Here is a 15,878-nt window from a genome sequence, read left to right on the forward strand (position 1 = left end):
CCTGTGGACGCTTCGTAGTTCCAGGTTAGCATAGGACACCACCACCTCGTTCAGGTGGTGGAAGCTTCATAACCGTGGTACGGCAGCGATGTTGTAGGGGTTCGATTCCTCCATCTTCCTCTAGCCACCAGAAGCCGAAAAGCGAGGCACTGTGCTGATAACGCAGTGGTAGGAGGGGCAGTACCTCCCTGGTGGATTTCCCTTTTACACGCGATCAAGCAAAGCTTCCGCTAAAAGCGATCGCTAACGTGATCAATCCCTGTGAAGCAGTTGATCAGCTAGACGAAGGTATGTTACTCTCTCCACTACCCCAGCAATTTCAACATCCATCTCTGGATAGAGACCGAAATTTACCTCTCTGGGAAGATGGAGATGGTCAGCAGAGCGCGATGAAGCTGAGGCCTTTGGGCCACGCTTTGCGAACGCTTCCGCTAAAAGCGATTGGCCGTAGGCCACGCTACGCGATCGCTAGAGGAAAAAACAGTTAAAACAGATTCAAAATGTCTTAAACTAATGGCAAATGTATAGTTATAACATCAAATAAAATTTCTATGCAGCTCGGTCCTGGTTTATTAATAACATTCTTGTACTACTTCACCTGTACAACCCTAATTACCACTGTCTTTTCCTCGCAAGTTTTGAGGCTAAGTCTGGTGACAGGGATGCCCTATAGTGTTGGTATAATTTTTGGCTTAATCGGTGGTTTATTAGGTACCTACTTCAATCGAACCGTTACAGTATCCCTAGAATTCAGGAGTAAGAAAGTTTTTACTGCTGCTCTCAATGATGCTCTGACCGAGATGGGGTTTGAGGAAACATCAAAGCTAGATGATTTTGTAGTTTACCAACGCCCAGCTCTCAGTAATCTTTTCTCTGGTAAAGTATTTGTACAAATCGGTAAAGGGAAAGCTACCATTGCTAGCCGTTCCAGAAATATTAAGCGAATCAGCTCTAAACTATCAAAAAATTAGAGACACTATCCATAATTTTTATAAAACTTATTTTTTTAAACCTGCCGATGACTATATCTCAGGGCAATAGTATTGCTAGAGGAAACACCATCGAGCAAACATAATCGAGCAAACATCATAGAACTTAACCCCTTAAATGATTAAGTTTTCGCAAAGCTCCAATGATTACTAACTTACCGTATAATTTAGTTCGGGAACCATAAATTTCTAGGTTAATCCTGCTGCCATCTTTACACTGACCAGGAAAGGTAAAGTAGAGATTTTTACCCTGACCCTGAAGACAATTAGTTATTCGATCATCCACAAATTTACGCTTGTCTTCTGCCACCACGTGTAGTAAGGATTGCAGAGAAATAAGTTCACCAAAGGAATAGCCAAAAATTTCCGCCATTTTGGGATTAACATATAGAAAATCGCCTTTACTATAAATTATGTAAATTCCCAGGGAAGAGAAATTATCTGAACTCTCAGTGAGCTGATTGGGTGGGGAGAAAACTTGATAGTTCTGAGGAGACTGTTGCCCTAGGTGTTGTTGTTGACTGTGGAGTTGAGCATTCTCTAAGATCAAAGCCATGGACTCAGCAGTCATTTCCATTAAACGGGCAGATTTAGCACCAAAGTGTTCCGCCTGGGAATGCATTAGGGTGATAATGCCTAATAACCTCTTGCCCCTGAGAATAGGAACAGCTAATACTGAGCGTACTTGATAGGGCTGACCAGGTAAGGTAAGCCAGCGGTCATCATCCATAGTATCAGTGATCAGCCCAACTTCCCGATGGCGGCTAACCCAACCAGCTAAACCTTGGTCTAGAACCTGACCAATGATCTGCTTTTTATATCGTGGGAGGGTTGCACCGCGAGCTAGAAGACTCTCAGTGACCATACCATCAGCATTGAGTAAAAACAGGCTACTCTCCTCTGCCTTAGTGAGCCGACCAGCAACGTGGAGTATATCTTGTAACAAAGCTCTAAGCATCAGGGAGCCAGAGGCGGTTTGCATCATGGTGGCATAGGTTTTAAATAGCTGATGTTGAGCACTGAAGACGATTCGTGTAGCTTTAAGTTGATCCACTTGTCGGCGCAGTGCTTTCACTTCCTGAATCAGCTGTTGTTTAGATTTATTCACATCACTCATATTTACCTCCATCAATCAGCCTGCGCCAATCCCACATTAGTCTACAGGCTTATAGCAAGTGGCGTTGTTGACGTTTAATTTACCTATGGGGTCAGGAGGAATTGGGGGAAATTTCCTAATTCCCAATTCCTTTTTGTTTATTCTTTGACTGCAACTTGGTATCAGGTAATTGCTATCGGATAATGGGTATTTTCTCATCAAGGCTTAGGTAAAAATAGTAACTGTAACTGGTCTTTCCCTATTTAACCTTGAGTTATCCTGGATCTTCCCAATCTAAACCAGCTGGTGGTAATCAGACATCCTATGGCACCAACAACCAGCAGAAAACTCTCTTCAACCGCACTCGTGCCAGTTTACAGCAAGCCTTGTCCTGGTACACCAATTTTCATCGTTCCCAGGGGAATCCTGCTGATGTGGAAATGGAAGCCTTGCTGCAAACTGAATTAGAGGTTTTGCAATCTAGCCTAGACAAACTTGACCAAGGATTGATTCGCATTGCCGCTTTTGGTTTGGTTAGTCGTGGTAAGTCAGCGGTAATTAATGCTTTGCTGGGACAAAAAATTCTTAAAACTGGTCCGATTCACGGTGTCACTCAATGGCCCAAGTCGGTACGGTGGACACCTAGCTCCGAAAGTGAAGTCCTCTTCGAGTTGATTGATACGCCAGGATTGGACGAAATCCATGGAGAAGTAAAGGCGCAGATGGCGCGGGAGGTGGTATCCCAAGCGGATTTAATTTTATTTGTGGTGGCTGGTGATATCACTCGCACTGAATATCAAGCTCTTTGTGAACTGCGGCAAAGCCAAAAGCCTCTAATCTTGGTATTTAACAAAATTGACCTCTATCCAGAACAAGACCGGGAGGCAATTTATCAACAGTTGCAACAACTCGGTACCGGTAGCCCCAAGGATCGGCGTTTACAAAAGATGTTGTCAGCGGATGAGATTGTCTTAGTGGCAGCAGAACCAGCTTCTATGGAAGTACGGGTGGAGTGGCCTGATGGTAGAGTGACCTATGAATGGGAAACTCCACCTCCGAATGTGGATCAGCTTAAACAGAAAATTTTCAGTCTACTTAACCGAGAAGGGCGATCACTTTTAGCCCTCAACGCTCTATTTCAAGCCCGCAATACTCAGAATACTATTGCAAAAAAAGCCATTGAGTTACACAAAACTGAAGCAGAAGACTTAATCTGGCAGTTTGCCAAGTATAAAGCACTAGCAGTCGCCCTCAATCCGATTGGAATTTTAGATGTGTTAGGGGGTACTCTGACTGACTTGGTGATGATTCGTTCTCTAGCGCGGCTGTATGGTCTACCTATGACTAGCTATGAAGCAGGTAAGCTATGGCAAAAGATTTTGATCAGTTCTGGAGGCTTACTGCTAGGTGAACTGGGTACCAGTGTGCTTTTTGGTGTAGGTAAGAGTGCATCAGTGGTTATCGGTCCGAGTGGCTTGGGTGCCTTTGCTGGGGCAGCAATTACCCAAGCTGGAATTGCCGGTTATGGGGCGTATGCTGTTGGTCAAGCGGCACAGGTTTATCTCGAACAAGGTTGCTCTTTCGGACCACTAGGAGCAAGTACCGTCATTAAAGAAATTCTAGACCGGGTGGAGTCGGACACTATTCTTTTCCGTCTGCGGCAAGAATTGGAAAGACAGCTAGTAGAGTGATAAGACTTAATTCCTTAATTTTCCATAATTTTACCTAAATTTTATACCTGACAAGTTTTTTACCGGAGTCGTAGATTGGGAATGTGTAGATATTCTGTAGATATTCAACAGAGAAAAATCACTGCCAGCCCATCGGGATTCAGGAGAACACTCATGTTCCAAAGACTAATTCAAGCCGCCATGCTCACTTTATTGCTTCACCTAATTGCAAACCTCACACAACCAGACACTCAGCAGCCTGCCAATTTGTCACCCTCAGACGTGAAACTTGTCTATGTCTTGAGCTAGACCATCGGTTGGTGTTCCAAACCGATTTTTCTGGGGGTTGTGGGCTGGTTAATTATCCATAGTTAATTGTCCATGGTTCATTAGTTTTGATTAGTACTGTTGCTATGAACTATGAACCATGAATCTTAGAGGAGACTAAAGATGGTTAACCAAATGCATTATCCCAAACATAATCGATCAAGGTTTTAGCCTCCTGTAGGGGTAAGACTTGACAACGACCTTGGTGATCATAGGTCAGCAGAGGGATTGGACATCTACTCCCTTGTTCTAGGTTATCCTTTACAATTTTGCCCTCTATTTCTTCGAGGTTACGCAGGCAATTATTGATATCAAAGTCAATTTTGGTGTCAAATTTATCATCCATCCATGCTTCAATGTGGTTATCCAACTCTTTAGGGTTAAGTAGCTTTTTACTAGTTAATAAATGATAATAAACTAGAATAATCTCCTTACATTCTTCTTCTTCAGCGTCATCAATCAAAGACTTAAACACACCAGCATTAATGGCCAAATTTTTGAAGAAAAGGGTCTCGGTAACACTTTTTTGAAATTTAATCTGCTTATTTTGATAACTTGTGTACTGTTTAAATGCAAATCCGCCGAAGGCGATCACCACAGATAAAGTAGTGAGCAGTACAGCCATAATATCATGGGATTTTTCTTGGTCAATTCTGAAGCTTTCCACTCCCATAGCGAACAAAATTATTCCCAGGATAAAGATAAGTTGGGGTAGAACTTTGACCAGAAGAGGAATGGCAGCTCCAATGGCAGGTAAACCAAATAATAGGCGGTCTTTCCAGGTCATTCCTATTTTAACATTTGGAAATAAGAATTCTAGATCAAATTTGGGAATATTGCCATAGAGATAAACATACATTTTACCAGGAATAAAGTTTAGATTTTCCAGTTTTTTAGATTTTTTTGATTCAAAATAAGATTTATCTTTGAATTTAATCAATAAAACTACTCGTTCATAGATTTCAATGTTTTGTTCAGTTGGTTTTAAAAGTTTGTTCAAAAAATAAATTTTAGATTTGTCTCCTCTACCATAGCAAACTAGTTCCTCAAAGTCATCAAAATCTATCTCAGTCTTTAGTTCAATCAATGAGTGTTCTGACACAGCCTGTTCCAGGATATTTTTAGGTAAGGAAAAGTAATTTGCACTTTTCAGGAGAGTTGTCAAGGTCGATATCAATTTAGTTTCCCTCTCACTCTTCTGATCTGGAGTCAGTTCCTTGATCGACTTGGTGTCAGCATCAGGATTAAAGGGAGCAAAGTTATCCTTTAAATTCTCCAGGGTTTCATGGAAGTTAAAATGATAATAGGCTGACAGAATTTCGCAAAAATCCCGAAACTTCTGGGAGTTGGTAGGGTCAAGTTTTCCATCTTCAAGACAAAGTTCGATCAAATCGGTTCGACGGTAAGGGATAAAGGCTTCCCGGTCTTGATATATAGCCATCATTGTCCCACTAAATTGCTGTATAGTTCACGTTAAAATTATGTTGGTTAGAGAATGAGCACCGGTTAACGAACAAATTGACTGGAGCTATAGTTATTGAGTTACCAGCCAATCCTGGAAAGCTAACAACTCACCAGGACTAAAATTAAAATTTTTTTCTAATCAATCAATGGTCTAAGCTAGAAGCTTCCGAAAAGTTGTTCAGCCTTAGGATTGGAATTGTCTAGGATTGCTTAAATGATGAGTAACTACTATCATCAAAATAACCCACAACCGCCAGACCAGGTTAGTCTGGGTTAGGTTATTATCTAACCACCTAAGCTGTTTCCAACTTTTAGATTGGGAAGTTATTTCAGAATTGATATAATTAATTTGTTTATTTTTGTTAAGTTGAACCAACATTAATTGCTGGCTCGGTTTTTTTATTGTGATCATGTTGCTACAAACTTACCCTTTCCCCCTAACCATAATCAGGTATGACTACACTAGCCAAGTCGGCTTAGTGGGGATGAGGGGGAAAGGTCGATCTGGATTTAAGTTATTAATTTATAGTAGAACCAAGGGTAACCAGCTTAAACAGCAAGAACAAAAATCTTAAAAAAGCTTAATACCCGGTATTGATTGACAAATGACCAAGATTATGCATAGAGGACAAAGAAGCGATCGCAATTTCTGATCGCAATTCCTGAGACAGTGAGCGCTCACTACCTTATTAGTTACAATAATTCAAGCAAATTAACAATAAATAATTCGATAAGATCAAGCATTGACAGCAATTTCTAAATCATTACTGGCAATGCTATCCACATATCTGAGGGACTGGAGTAGTAATCGATTTCATCCACGCGATAGCGACAATCTTTAGCTAGCTGAAGCGGCTTAAACAAGTTTAAACAAACTGAAAAAAATCTTAAGACGTCTCAATAATTGTAAGCTATCAGCTATCAGCTATCAGCTCTCAGTTATTAGCTATTAGCATATGCTTATATCAGGTTCGGATAATTAGTTATAAAAAACTTTATCCCTTGAAACCTTACTCCTTTACTTCTGCCATTCCCCTCCTGGGAGGGGTTAGGGGTGGGTGCCAAATGCCAAATGCCTTGCTTTCGCCCCTAGTATAAGTATTCAAGCGGACATGATATTACTAATAATTTGCTAATACCGAGCCCGGTTAACTTCTTATAATTTTTGGCTTTTCGTGACTTGAAAGTTAACAATTTTCAATTTTCAATTTTCAAGTCATGAAAAGCCATGGGTTCTACAGTATTATAAGTGATTAACCGGACTTGGGATCAGGTCTTAGAATTTGAAAGTAGTTCTAAGAGCACCAATCACGACATCCTCGTTATCACTGTCTCCAAAGGGAGCAGCAATCCAGATTAATCCGGGAGTAATCGAGATATTATCATTTACCTGATACTTGTAGAAGCCTTCAACATGAATGGCGGTATCATCATCACCACCAACATAAGGCTCAGAACCGGCAACTATACCAAGTAAGTTACCTTCTTTGCCAAAGTCTGGTAATGCCAGTCCTAGACCGTAGTACCAAATCTCAGCATCACCGTTGCCACCAGAAGCTTGTTCAGCATCGGTGTAGCCGCCATAGGCATTAATTACTAAATTGGGAGAGAATTGAAAAGAGGCTTCTACGCCGTAGGAGTTAGTGTTTGCTGTGACATCTCCTCCATCACCAAAGGGTGCCCTGGCGTTTTCAGTTCCAACACCCGTATCAAAGATAGCGTTGCCATCATCAAAGTCATTGAAGTAGGCACGAACGTAAGTGAAGGCTAACTGAAAGCTGTCGCTAGGGGAAAATGTCAGCTGACCTAAGGCAGAAAACTCACCGTTGAATAAACCCTGACCTTCAGAGGGGTCAAAGGAATTGCCACCAAAGTAACCTGCACTCAATACTACGGCATCGGCGAGGCTAAAGTTGATGCCTAGTCCACCACCTGCGCCTAAACCAATTTTATAGATGGGGCTCGATTCAGCATAGCTGGAAAGAACACCGCTAGCGCCAGTGAAGTCATCCAGGTAGGGGCTGATGGTGGGGACAAAATCTTGCCAAAGGGGAAAGGCAGCTGGCAGATAGACATCAATATTATCCCCAATCGGGAAGTAGTAGGCTAGCCAACCAATACCCAGGTCGTTGCCGCTGTCAAAGCTGTAAGTAAAGGCACCTTGGTCTGTGCCATCAAAGGTAGCTGCATTACCGGCATCCAGACGGGTGTAGAGGGCATCTTTACCGGTGAAGCTGGAGACAAACGCTAAACGTACCCGGTCTTGGAACACGACTTGGTTGTCACTGTCTTCACCAAAGGCGTTGGCAATAGAGAAGACCACTTCCCCTTCTAGCTTGGTGGTGGTAGAAAACTGATGGTCTTCTAAAAATGCCACCCGTCCTTCTAAGTTATCCACTCGTGCACCGAGAGTAGCCAATTCTGATTCAAACTCCTGAATCAGCCGTTGCAGGGTTTCTAAGTCCTCACGAGTGATAAAATCGGCGGTAGACGCAGCAATTAAACGCTCAATCTGGTTCAAGCAAGCATTTAAACCAGCGGCAAATTCATACCGGGTTGTTGCGCGATTCCCGCGAAAGGTGCGATTGGGATATCCTGCAATACAACCGTAGCGCTCTACCAAACTCCGTAGCGCTTCATAAGCCCAGTCTCCAGGAGATACATCACGCAGTTGGGAAACACTGGTGACTTGACCCATGGAAGCTGACTCTTGTTTACTCTGTTTGATCAGTTTATCAACTGACACCTGCTTTGATTGTGCAGGCATTTGCCCCAGGTTTACTGGGTCAAGGTTTGGTGAAACCTCTTGTGCGATCGCGACCTTGGATGCTGCCCATTGGGATACCAACATCAATGGACTCATCAGTAACATCGCGCGTAATTGTTTATTCATTGTTCTCACTCACACCTGTCATCAGTCTAATGGATGAAAGTAACAAACCTCTGACCAGGTGTTTGTAGTCCTTGATACAAAATATTACTTATATAGTTGACTGTTGATGGTACGCTGTCAGGACTTAGGCTCAACTGCGCACGAAACCCTATAAGTAATAGGAATTCTTTACTTGTAAGCATTCAGCGGTCAGCTATCAGCTATCAGCTAATGCGCTACGCCACAGGCTTCTAGCCTGTGCCACCAGCACCCCCGATGCTTGTTTACGACCGTTGATTAGCTGACTGCTGACGGCTGATAGCTGATAGCTTACCTTTACTTAACCCTTGTCGCAGAAGGTGCGACCTGTGGCGAATTTAATTCTTAATGGGTCAATCGCACCTGAGGTTTTCAGATTTTATCTTGGCAAACTAATGACAAACTCGGCTCCCTGACCTGGTTCTGAAGCCACCTCAATTTTTCCTCGATGCTGGGTAATAATTTGGTAGGTAATGGCGAGTCCCAAGCCAGTTCCCTGGCCTGGGTCTTTGGTAGTGAAAAATGGGTCAAATATCCGGTCTTTAATGGCTGCGGCAATCCCAGGGCCATTGTCAGCGATTCGGATAACTACCCAGTTTTGATCAACTAGCTCCGTTTGAATCCGAATGGTGAAGACTGGGGATGGGCAAGATTCGACACTCTTGTGTTCTATAGCCTTGTGTTCTGTAGCATCCTGTTCTATGGCATCAAGGGCATTTTCCAAGATACTCAAAAATACCTGATTCAGTTGAGCTGGGTAGCAATCCACCACAGGTAAATCCCCATACTGCTTGATCACCTCAATCCCTGGCTTGAGGCGGTTGCTGAGCAGAACGAGGGTATTGTCAATTCCTTCATGGATGTTAACCGGTTTGATCTCGGCTTCATCCAATCGGGAAAAATTCCTCATCGAAAGCACAATTTCACGAATGCGCTCAGCTCCGCCTTTCATGGAAGCGATGATTTTAGGCAAGTCTTGGGCCAAAAATTCCAGATCAATCTCTTCGAGCCGATTTTTAATCTCTGGGTCAGGGTTGGGATAATACTGCTGATAGAGTTCCACCAGAGAGAGTAAATCCTCAATATAATCGCTGGCAAAGAACAGATTGCCGTAGATAAAGTTAATCGGATTGTTCATTTCATGGGCAATACCAGCAACCATAGTACCCAAACTGGACATTTTTTCGTTTTGAATCAGCTGGATTTCCGTTTGCTGGAGTTCCTGGGTGTAGTCAGCCATACCGTGAATCAGCTGATTGAGAGAAGTGGCTAACACACCCACTTCATCTCGGGTCGTGACTGGTGCTTGCAGGGTAAAGTTAGACTCCTGTTTGACCTGTTCGGTGATCTCAGTCAGGCTTTTGATTCGCTGTGCGATCGCATTACTGGTATGAATAGCTAATAGGATTGCGATCGCAACTGAGGCGATCATACTGCTGACAATGATCCCAAAGCACAACTGATCAGCACGGTTAAGGGCGCTCAACCCTTGCTGCTGTTTGACTTGAGCTGCTCTAATCAGCTGGTCTGACTGCTCAAAAAAGCGTTCTAGGGCAGTGGTTAATTCAGGATTGTTCTGTGGCAACAGTTGCCTTTGGGCAAGTTTAAGCTGATCATCAGGTGCGCTTTCCGGCAACAGGGATTGAATGAGAGTGTTGTAGGAATCAATAATTATCCTGTAGGTCTTGAGTAAATCCAGTAAATGATTGGTATTTGTTTTAGAACAGGTATCAAACTCTCTGACAAACCGTTGCGCTTCCAACAGCAGTTGCTGAGCTTGGTCAATTTTCTCTTGAAGCGGCTGTAGGTCTTCCAAGGGCACAGCAACAGGAGGTGCGACCCGTGATGGCGAGGGATTGCTCGCCATCACGGAAAGCGCACCTAAGTAGGGATAGGAACGTAGGTCTAAAATCGCGATTTGTAAATTCTTCAGCAGATGTTCTTGTTTTTGGGCACGAGTGAGTTCAGCTAGTGCTGACTTTTGGTAATGCTGGCCAATCCCTAATCCAGTCGTTGTTCCCAAAATGGCCAAACCAATGGAGAGTGCATAGCCAACAAAAACTTTCTGCCGAATGCTCGCACTGGCTAGGAATTGATTGATCCAGTTGATTCTGGATGCCCCTGAGTTCGGGTGACATCCAGTGTGACATCCTTGGAAATCCTCCCCTGACAAAGCTTAAATCTCGCCAAATGTTAGCGCATGAGTCGTTAGTGTTTATTAATACATCAACCTTATGGTCAATCTGTACACTGAGTTACAAGACAATAGGTTACAAGACAACCGTAAGTTTAGAAGTTGAGCAATAAAGCTTGAATAGATGATGCCTAATGGCGGCAATATTATATTTTTAGGCAAAAATAGGCTTTTTTCGAGGTTATTGAACCATAGTAACCGGTCCTGGCTTCGCCTGCTCTCTCTTGCTTTTGTAAAGGAGGTTTTGCTTATCCAGGCTGTAAAGAGTTCATTAACAGAATGTGAATAGATAGTGCTCAGCATGGGTAGATCTGATTCAAAAAAATGTTAAAAAATGTTAAAAAATGTCAAGTTTTCATGAACTGATCGAAAGTTTAGCTTTTTTGTATCCTAATTAACAGTTTACTTGCAATCCTAGGTCTAATATCACACCCTAGCTTCGCAATTTTTTCAATGAGGCTACGCCTAAATTTGGTAGAGGATTGTACGAAAGTATGGTAAGTGGATTAGGACGACGTAAATTTCTGCTTTATAGCTCAGCGGCATTGGGAACTAGTCTTCTGTTGAAGGCTTGCTCCACAGCCACCGAGAGTTCAGATGCTAGTGGTGAAGACACGATCAAAGTGGGTATTCTCCACTCCCTGACCGGTACTATGGCAATTAGTGAGACCACTGTGGTGGAAGCTGAAAAGCTTGCCATCAAGGAGATTAATGAAGCCGGGGGGGTATTAGGCAAGAAAATTGTGCCTATTGTTGAGGATGGTGCGTCTGACTGGCCAACCTTTGCTGAGAAAGCTGCCAAACTGATTGATAAGGATCAAGTTGTTACTATTTTTGGTTGCTGGACATCGGCTAGCCGTAAGGCTGTGCTACCAGTGTTTGAATCCAAAGACCATATGCTTTGGTATCCTGTGCAGTACGAAGGGCAGGAGTGTTCCAAGAATATTTTCTACACAGGTGCTGCACCAAATCAGCAGATTGAGCCAGCGGTAGATTGGTTGCTGAAAAACAAGGGCAAAAAGTTTTTCTTAGTGGGCTCGGACTATGTTTTCCCTCGTACCGCTAACACGATTATTAAGGAGCAACTCAAAGCCCTGGGTGGAGAGACCGTGGGCGAGGATTACCTTCCCCTTGGTAATACAGAAGTTACCCCGATCATTTCTAAGATTAAAGCTGCACTACCAAATGGTGGCGTAATCTTCAACAGTCTCAACGGGGATAGTAACGTCGCCTTCTTCAAACAACTCAAAGGTGCTGGACTCACTCCAGACAAATATCCCACGATGTCGGTGAGTATTGCAGAAGAGGAAGTCCGGCAGATTGGTCCAGAATTTCTAATTGGTCACTACGCCGCCTGGAACTACTTCCAATCTGTTGATAGCCTCGACAATAAGCAGTTTGTGGAAGCCTTCAAAGCCGAGTATGGCGAAGACCGGGTAACCAACGACCCCATGGAAGCGGCTTACATTATGGTTTACCTATGGAAGCAGGCGGTAGAGCAAGCTGGAACTACTGACCTAGAGCCTGTGCGCAAAGCTGCTATCGGTCAAAAATTTGGCGCACCAGAAGGAGCAGTAGAGATGTATCCAAATCATCACATTTCTAAGACAGTGCGCATTGGTGAAATCCAAGCCGATGGTCAGTTCAAAATTGTCTCATCCACACCTAAACCCGTTCCTCCCATCCCCTGGAATCAATATGTAGCAGAAACGAAAGGGTATGGGTGTGACTGGAGCGATCCCAATAAGGGAGGGAAGTACAAAAAGGAGAAAGCATAAGTGATCAAGGATGAATTATGACCTATGAAGTAAACTACAGGCGCGACCCAAGGCCGGGTTCCCCGGCCATTGGAAAGCGCGCCTTAAGGCATTTAAAATTGAGTTTTGTTAGTTGAGTATTGAGTGCTTACTATAAACTTCAAAAACATAAAAATCAAGTAGTTTTCACCATTCATAATTCATCCTTCATAATTCATCCTTCATAATTCATCCTTCATAATTCATCCTTCATAATTCATATTTAATTCAATTGTGCTGCCACTTTTAGAAGGAATTTTTAACGGGATTAGTATTGGCTCCGTGCTACTGATCGCTGCCCTAGGACTAGCTGTTGTCTTTGGACTGATGGGCGTGATTAATCTTGCTCATGGCGAGTTAATGATGTTGGGCGCTTATACAACGTATGTTGTCCAAAATACCTTTAAAGCCTTTTTTGGCGATTCGTTGTTTAATGTCTACATCTTATTTGCCCTGCCCATGGCTTTTCTGGTGGCAGCGTTGGTAGGACTGGTATTGGAGAGGGGGGTCATTCGTTATCTATATGGGCGACCGTTGGAAACCCTTCTCGCTACTTGGGGGGTAAGTTTGATATTGCGGCAGTTTGTCCGCAGTGTAAATTGGGTATTGGTGATTGGAATTGCGGTATTTTGCCTGCTGTTTTTTGGGTCAAGGTGGGTTCTCAGCCGTCGTTTAGATTGGCAGAGAATTCGCAATTGGACGATGGCTTTGATGGTATTCTTATCTCTAGGAATTGCGATCGTAACTGGGGTGTTGTTAGGACAAACGGGTCAACGGGGAATTACTCGACCTTGGTTTAGTGCCAGAAATGTAGACGTGACTGCACCGGCATGGCTTCAAGGGGGATTTCCGATTGGTAACTTCCAATTGCCCTATGCCCGGATCTTTATCATTATTTTGACGATTATTTGTCTATTGGGTACCTACTGGTTCTTAAATCGCTCCAGTTGGGGATTACGAATTAGAGCTGTTACCCAAAATCGCAGTATGAGTGCTTGCTTAGGTATCCCTACACAAAAGGTAGATGCGTTAACATTTGCCCTAGGTTCTGGTTTAGCTGGTGTAGCAGGTTGTGCGATTACATTACTAGGTTCTGTCGGTCCCAATACTGGTCAAAATTATATCGTCGATACCTTTATGGTGGTGGTGGTTGGCGGTGTCGGAAACTTATTCGGAAGCATAATAGCCGCCCTAGCAATTGGTACACTTACCTATATTATTGGTTCGGGAAGCATAGCCTTTATGTTGATGCCAGTAGAGTTTCTTAAACCGGTAACGGACTTCTTTACCTTCTTTGCGACCACCAGTATGGCAAAAGTTATGGTCTTCGCTTTAATTATTACTTTTTTACAAGTGAGACCTTCAGGAATATTCCCACAAAAAGGACGCACGGCGGAATTATAGCGTTTTCAACATTTATGAGGTACAGTCAATTTTATTCCCCCGATTCCCTATTCCCGATTCCCTACTCCCGATTCCCTACTCCCGATTCCCTACTCCCGATTCCCTGTTCCCTACTCCCTTTGCTAAAGTACCTCACCAAATTGATAAATGCTATAGTTGCTATTTTCAGAAATTATGACCTATGTATCTAGAACACAAGCCATTAAAAAGCAGCGGCGACGAAAGTTAATTATAGAAATAGTAGCAATCGTAGGAATTGCTCTAGTTTTCGGGTTATTAATGCCAGTGATTTTGCCGGATTTTCGCCTCAAGCTGTTGGGGCGTTTTTTGTCATTATCTATTGTCGCGATTGGGATTGACCTGATTTGGGGGTATACCGGACTGCTGAGTCTAGGACATGGTATATTTTTTGCGTTGGGGGGCTATGCCTTTGCTATGCACCTCAAACTGCAATTACCAGAAGGAGAAATACCGGAATTCTTTACCCTCTATGGTGTAAAGGAACTGCCATTCTTCTGGCAACCATTTTATTCCTTTCCTTTTACCCTAATTGCTATTGTTTTAATTCCCAGTATCGTGGCTGGATTGCTGGGTTATCTGGTATTTCGTAACCGGATTAAAGGGGTTTATTTCTCGATTTTAACCCAAGCCGCACTGCTGGTTTTATTCAATTTTTTCAATGGACAGCAAAAGCTAATTAATGGTACTAATGGGTTAAAAACTGATACAGAAACCCTGTTTGGGATGTTAGTAAGTTCCAAACAAGCTCAGTTAGCTTTCTACGAAATTAGTATCCTGTGTGTGGTTCTGATCTACTTATTGTGCCGTTGGTTAACCAGTGGACGTTTTGGTCGGTTGTTAATTGCCATACGGGATGATGAGAATCGGGTGCGTTTCTCTGGCTACGATCCTACCGGATTCAAAGTCCTGGTATTTGCGGTTTCTGGGGGAATCGCTGGAGTGGCTGGAGCCCTTTATACGGTACAATCAGGGATTGTTACCCCCAGCTATATGGAAGTAGCGTTTTCCATTGAGATGGTGATTTGGGTGGCTGTGGGAGGACGAGGAACTCTAGTCGGAGCAATTCTGGGTACTTTATTAGTCCGACTAGGTCAAACCTTGTTGAGTGAGCAATTTCCCGAAGTTTGGCTATTTTTCCAGGGCGCGCTGTTCCTAATTGTAGTGACAGTACTGCCTAATGGTATTGTCGGCTGGTTGCGAGACGAGGGAATTGAACAAATGCGATCGCTTTTTGGTACCGAAAAACCAGTGATAACAACTTATCCCAGCCTAGAAAAAGACCCACTAGTCCAACGGGAAAAAGAAGAGATTGGTCATTAAGCTGGTCTTGATTTCCATTGCATGGTTATTACAGCAAGGGAGTAGGGAGCAGGGAGCATTCAGCCGTCAGCTGTCAGCTGTCAGCCGTGAGCTAAAAGCTCACGCTACGCGAACAGCTTAAAATAAACCCAGCGTAGCGTGCGCCGATACGCAAACGAGAGAATTTTATACGAGATTCATGAGATATTGAAAGTCTGGGGAAAAGCCCATCTAAGCATATGCTGATAGCTGATAGCTGATAGCTGATAGCTGATAGCTGATAGCTTACAACTTCTAAAGTCATTAACCATTAGCAAACTACAAATGAACTCAAAAATTCTTGAAATTGATAACCTAACGGTAAGTTTTGATGGCTTCAAAGCAATTAACCAGTTTAACTTTAGTATGGATGCTGGGGAATTGCGAGTGATGATTGGTCCTAATGGTGCTGGGAAAACTACGTTTCTGGATGTAGTGACTGGGAAAGTACAGCCAACGGAGGGACGGGTGTTGTTTAAGGGAGAGGATTTGCGAGGCTTATCTGAACACCAAATCTCTCGCTTCGGCATTGGTCGAAAATTTCAGACACCACGAGTCTACCTAAATCTAACGGTTCGAGAAAACTTAGATTTAGCCTGCAATCGTGATAAGAATGTGTTTTCCACCCTGTTTGGACGTACATTACCCGGGGAAAAACGGACAGTAGC

14 protein-coding genes are annotated in these 15,878 nt (G+C 43.3%); 10 read left to right on the forward strand and 4 right to left on the reverse strand.

Going from position 1 to position 15,878, the window contains the following annotated elements:
• Positions 1 to 191: 191 nt before the first annotated feature.
• Together F6K38_RS24245 and F6K38_RS24250 are read left to right on the forward strand one after the other, a co-directional pair.
• Positions 192 to 488: a hypothetical protein gene (locus tag F6K38_RS24245; protein WP_287357697.1), complete on the forward strand. Its 297-nt coding sequence runs from the start codon at positions 192 to 194 to the stop codon at positions 486 to 488.
• A gap of 174 nt (positions 489 to 662) precedes the next feature.
• Positions 663 to 971: a hypothetical protein gene (locus tag F6K38_RS24250; protein ID WP_048815331.1), complete on the forward strand. Its 309-nt coding sequence runs from the start codon at positions 663 to 665 to the stop codon at positions 969 to 971.
• 124 nt (positions 972 to 1,095) lie between these two features.
• Here the strand turns inward: F6K38_RS24250 and F6K38_RS24255 are convergent, their stop codons facing one another.
• Positions 1,096 to 2,106 (reverse strand): GAF domain-containing protein, encoded by a 1,011-nt coding sequence (locus tag F6K38_RS24255; RefSeq protein ID WP_044494882.1) that lies wholly within the window; start codon positions 2,104 to 2,106, stop codon positions 1,096 to 1,098.
• A 248-nt stretch (positions 2,107 to 2,354) separates the two neighbouring features.
• Between F6K38_RS24255 and F6K38_RS24260 the strand changes: the two genes are divergently transcribed.
• A complete protein-coding gene (locus F6K38_RS24260) occupies positions 2,355 to 3,776 on the forward strand; it encodes a GTP-binding protein (RefSeq protein WP_287357699.1) in 1,422 nt (473 codons plus the stop codon).
• A 153-nt stretch (positions 3,777 to 3,929) separates the two neighbouring features.
• Positions 3,930 to 4,064 carry a QAALIT motif small membrane protein gene (locus F6K38_RS44375; protein WP_502708286.1) on the forward strand — a complete coding sequence of 45 codons (135 nt, stop codon included), beginning with the start codon at positions 3,930 to 3,932 and terminating at the stop codon, positions 4,062 to 4,064.
• A 145-nt stretch (positions 4,065 to 4,209) separates the two neighbouring features.
• Here the strand turns inward: F6K38_RS44375 and F6K38_RS24265 are convergent, their stop codons facing one another.
• The 3 genes from F6K38_RS24265 to F6K38_RS24275 all read right to left on the reverse strand — a co-directional run bounded on the left by F6K38_RS24265 (position 4,210) and on the right by F6K38_RS24275 (position 10,630).
• Entirely contained in the window at positions 4,210 to 5,523 is a 1,314-nt protein-coding gene (locus F6K38_RS24265; RefSeq protein ID WP_287311676.1) for a TMEM143 family protein, read from the reverse strand.
• Positions 5,524 to 6,822: 1,299 nt separating this feature from the next.
• The gene (locus F6K38_RS24270) at positions 6,823 to 8,439 is read right to left on the reverse strand and encodes an iron uptake porin (RefSeq protein WP_287247781.1); all 1,617 of its coding nucleotides are present in this window, start codon (positions 8,437 to 8,439) and stop codon (positions 6,823 to 6,825) included.
• A gap of 397 nt (positions 8,440 to 8,836) precedes the next feature.
• A complete protein-coding gene (locus F6K38_RS24275) occupies positions 8,837 to 10,630 on the reverse strand; it encodes a sensor histidine kinase (protein ID WP_008188598.1) in 1,794 nt (597 codons plus the stop codon).
• Between the two features lie 515 nt (positions 10,631 to 11,145).
• On the opposite strand from F6K38_RS24275, the gene urtA reads away from it, so the two are divergent.
• The 6 genes from urtA to F6K38_RS24305 form a co-directional block, all read left to right on the forward strand.
• Positions 11,146 to 12,429 (forward strand): urea ABC transporter substrate-binding protein, encoded by a 1,284-nt coding sequence (gene urtA / locus F6K38_RS24280; RefSeq protein WP_008188596.1) that lies wholly within the window; start codon positions 11,146 to 11,148, stop codon positions 12,427 to 12,429.
• A gap of 252 nt (positions 12,430 to 12,681) precedes the next feature.
• A complete protein-coding gene (locus tag F6K38_RS24285; protein WP_287247777.1) occupies positions 12,682 to 13,851 on the forward strand; it encodes an ABC transporter permease subunit in 1,170 nt (389 codons plus the stop codon).
• 14 nt (positions 13,852 to 13,865) lie between these two features.
• Positions 13,866 to 14,042 carry a hypothetical protein gene (locus tag F6K38_RS24290; RefSeq protein WP_287247775.1) on the forward strand — a complete coding sequence of 59 codons (177 nt, stop codon included), beginning with the start codon at positions 13,866 to 13,868 and terminating at the stop codon, positions 14,040 to 14,042.
• The gene (gene urtC, locus F6K38_RS24295; RefSeq protein ID WP_287247773.1) at positions 14,026 to 15,192 is read left to right on the forward strand and encodes an urea ABC transporter permease subunit UrtC; all 1,167 of its coding nucleotides are present in this window, start codon (positions 14,026 to 14,028) and stop codon (positions 15,190 to 15,192) included. The genes F6K38_RS24290 and urtC overlap by 17 nt, the downstream gene beginning before the upstream one ends.
• Entirely contained in the window at positions 15,182 to 15,313 is a 132-nt protein-coding gene (locus F6K38_RS24300) for a hypothetical protein (protein ID WP_267872103.1), read from the forward strand. The genes urtC and F6K38_RS24300 overlap by 11 nt, the downstream gene beginning before the upstream one ends.
• 182 nt (positions 15,314 to 15,495) lie before the next feature.
• Positions 15,496 to 15,878 (forward strand): ATP-binding cassette domain-containing protein (locus tag F6K38_RS24305; RefSeq protein ID WP_287357702.1); only part of this gene is annotated, 383 nt, incomplete at its 3' end.

The organism is Moorena sp. SIO3B2 (genome assembly GCF_010692525.1).
In the GTDB taxonomy this organism is placed as follows: Bacteria; Cyanobacteriota; Cyanobacteriia; order Cyanobacteriales; family Coleofasciculaceae; genus Moorena; species Moorena producens.

Coding starts and splice junctions, on each gene's coding strand:
- F6K38_RS24250 (WP_048815331.1), top strand. CDS start 663: ATGCCCTATAGTGTTGGTATAATTTTTGGCTTAATCGGTGGTTTATTA.
- F6K38_RS24255 (WP_044494882.1), bottom strand. CDS start 2,106: ATGAGTGATGTGAATAAATCTAAACAACAGCTGATTCAGGAAGTGAAA.
- F6K38_RS44375 (WP_502708286.1), top strand. CDS start 3,930: ATGTTCCAAAGACTAATTCAAGCCGCCATGCTCACTTTATTGCTTCAC.
- F6K38_RS24265 (WP_287311676.1), bottom strand. CDS start 5,523: ATGGCTATATATCAAGACCGGGAAGCCTTTATCCCTTACCGTCGAACC.
- F6K38_RS24270 (WP_287247781.1), bottom strand. CDS start 8,439: ATGAATAAACAATTACGCGCGATGTTACTGATGAGTCCATTGATGTTG.
- urtA (WP_008188596.1), top strand. CDS start 11,146: ATGGTAAGTGGATTAGGACGACGTAAATTTCTGCTTTATAGCTCAGCG.
- F6K38_RS24290 (WP_287247775.1), top strand. CDS start 13,866: ATGAGGTACAGTCAATTTTATTCCCCCGATTCCCTATTCCCGATTCCC.
- urtC (WP_287247773.1), top strand. CDS start 14,026: ATGACCTATGTATCTAGAACACAAGCCATTAAAAAGCAGCGGCGACGA.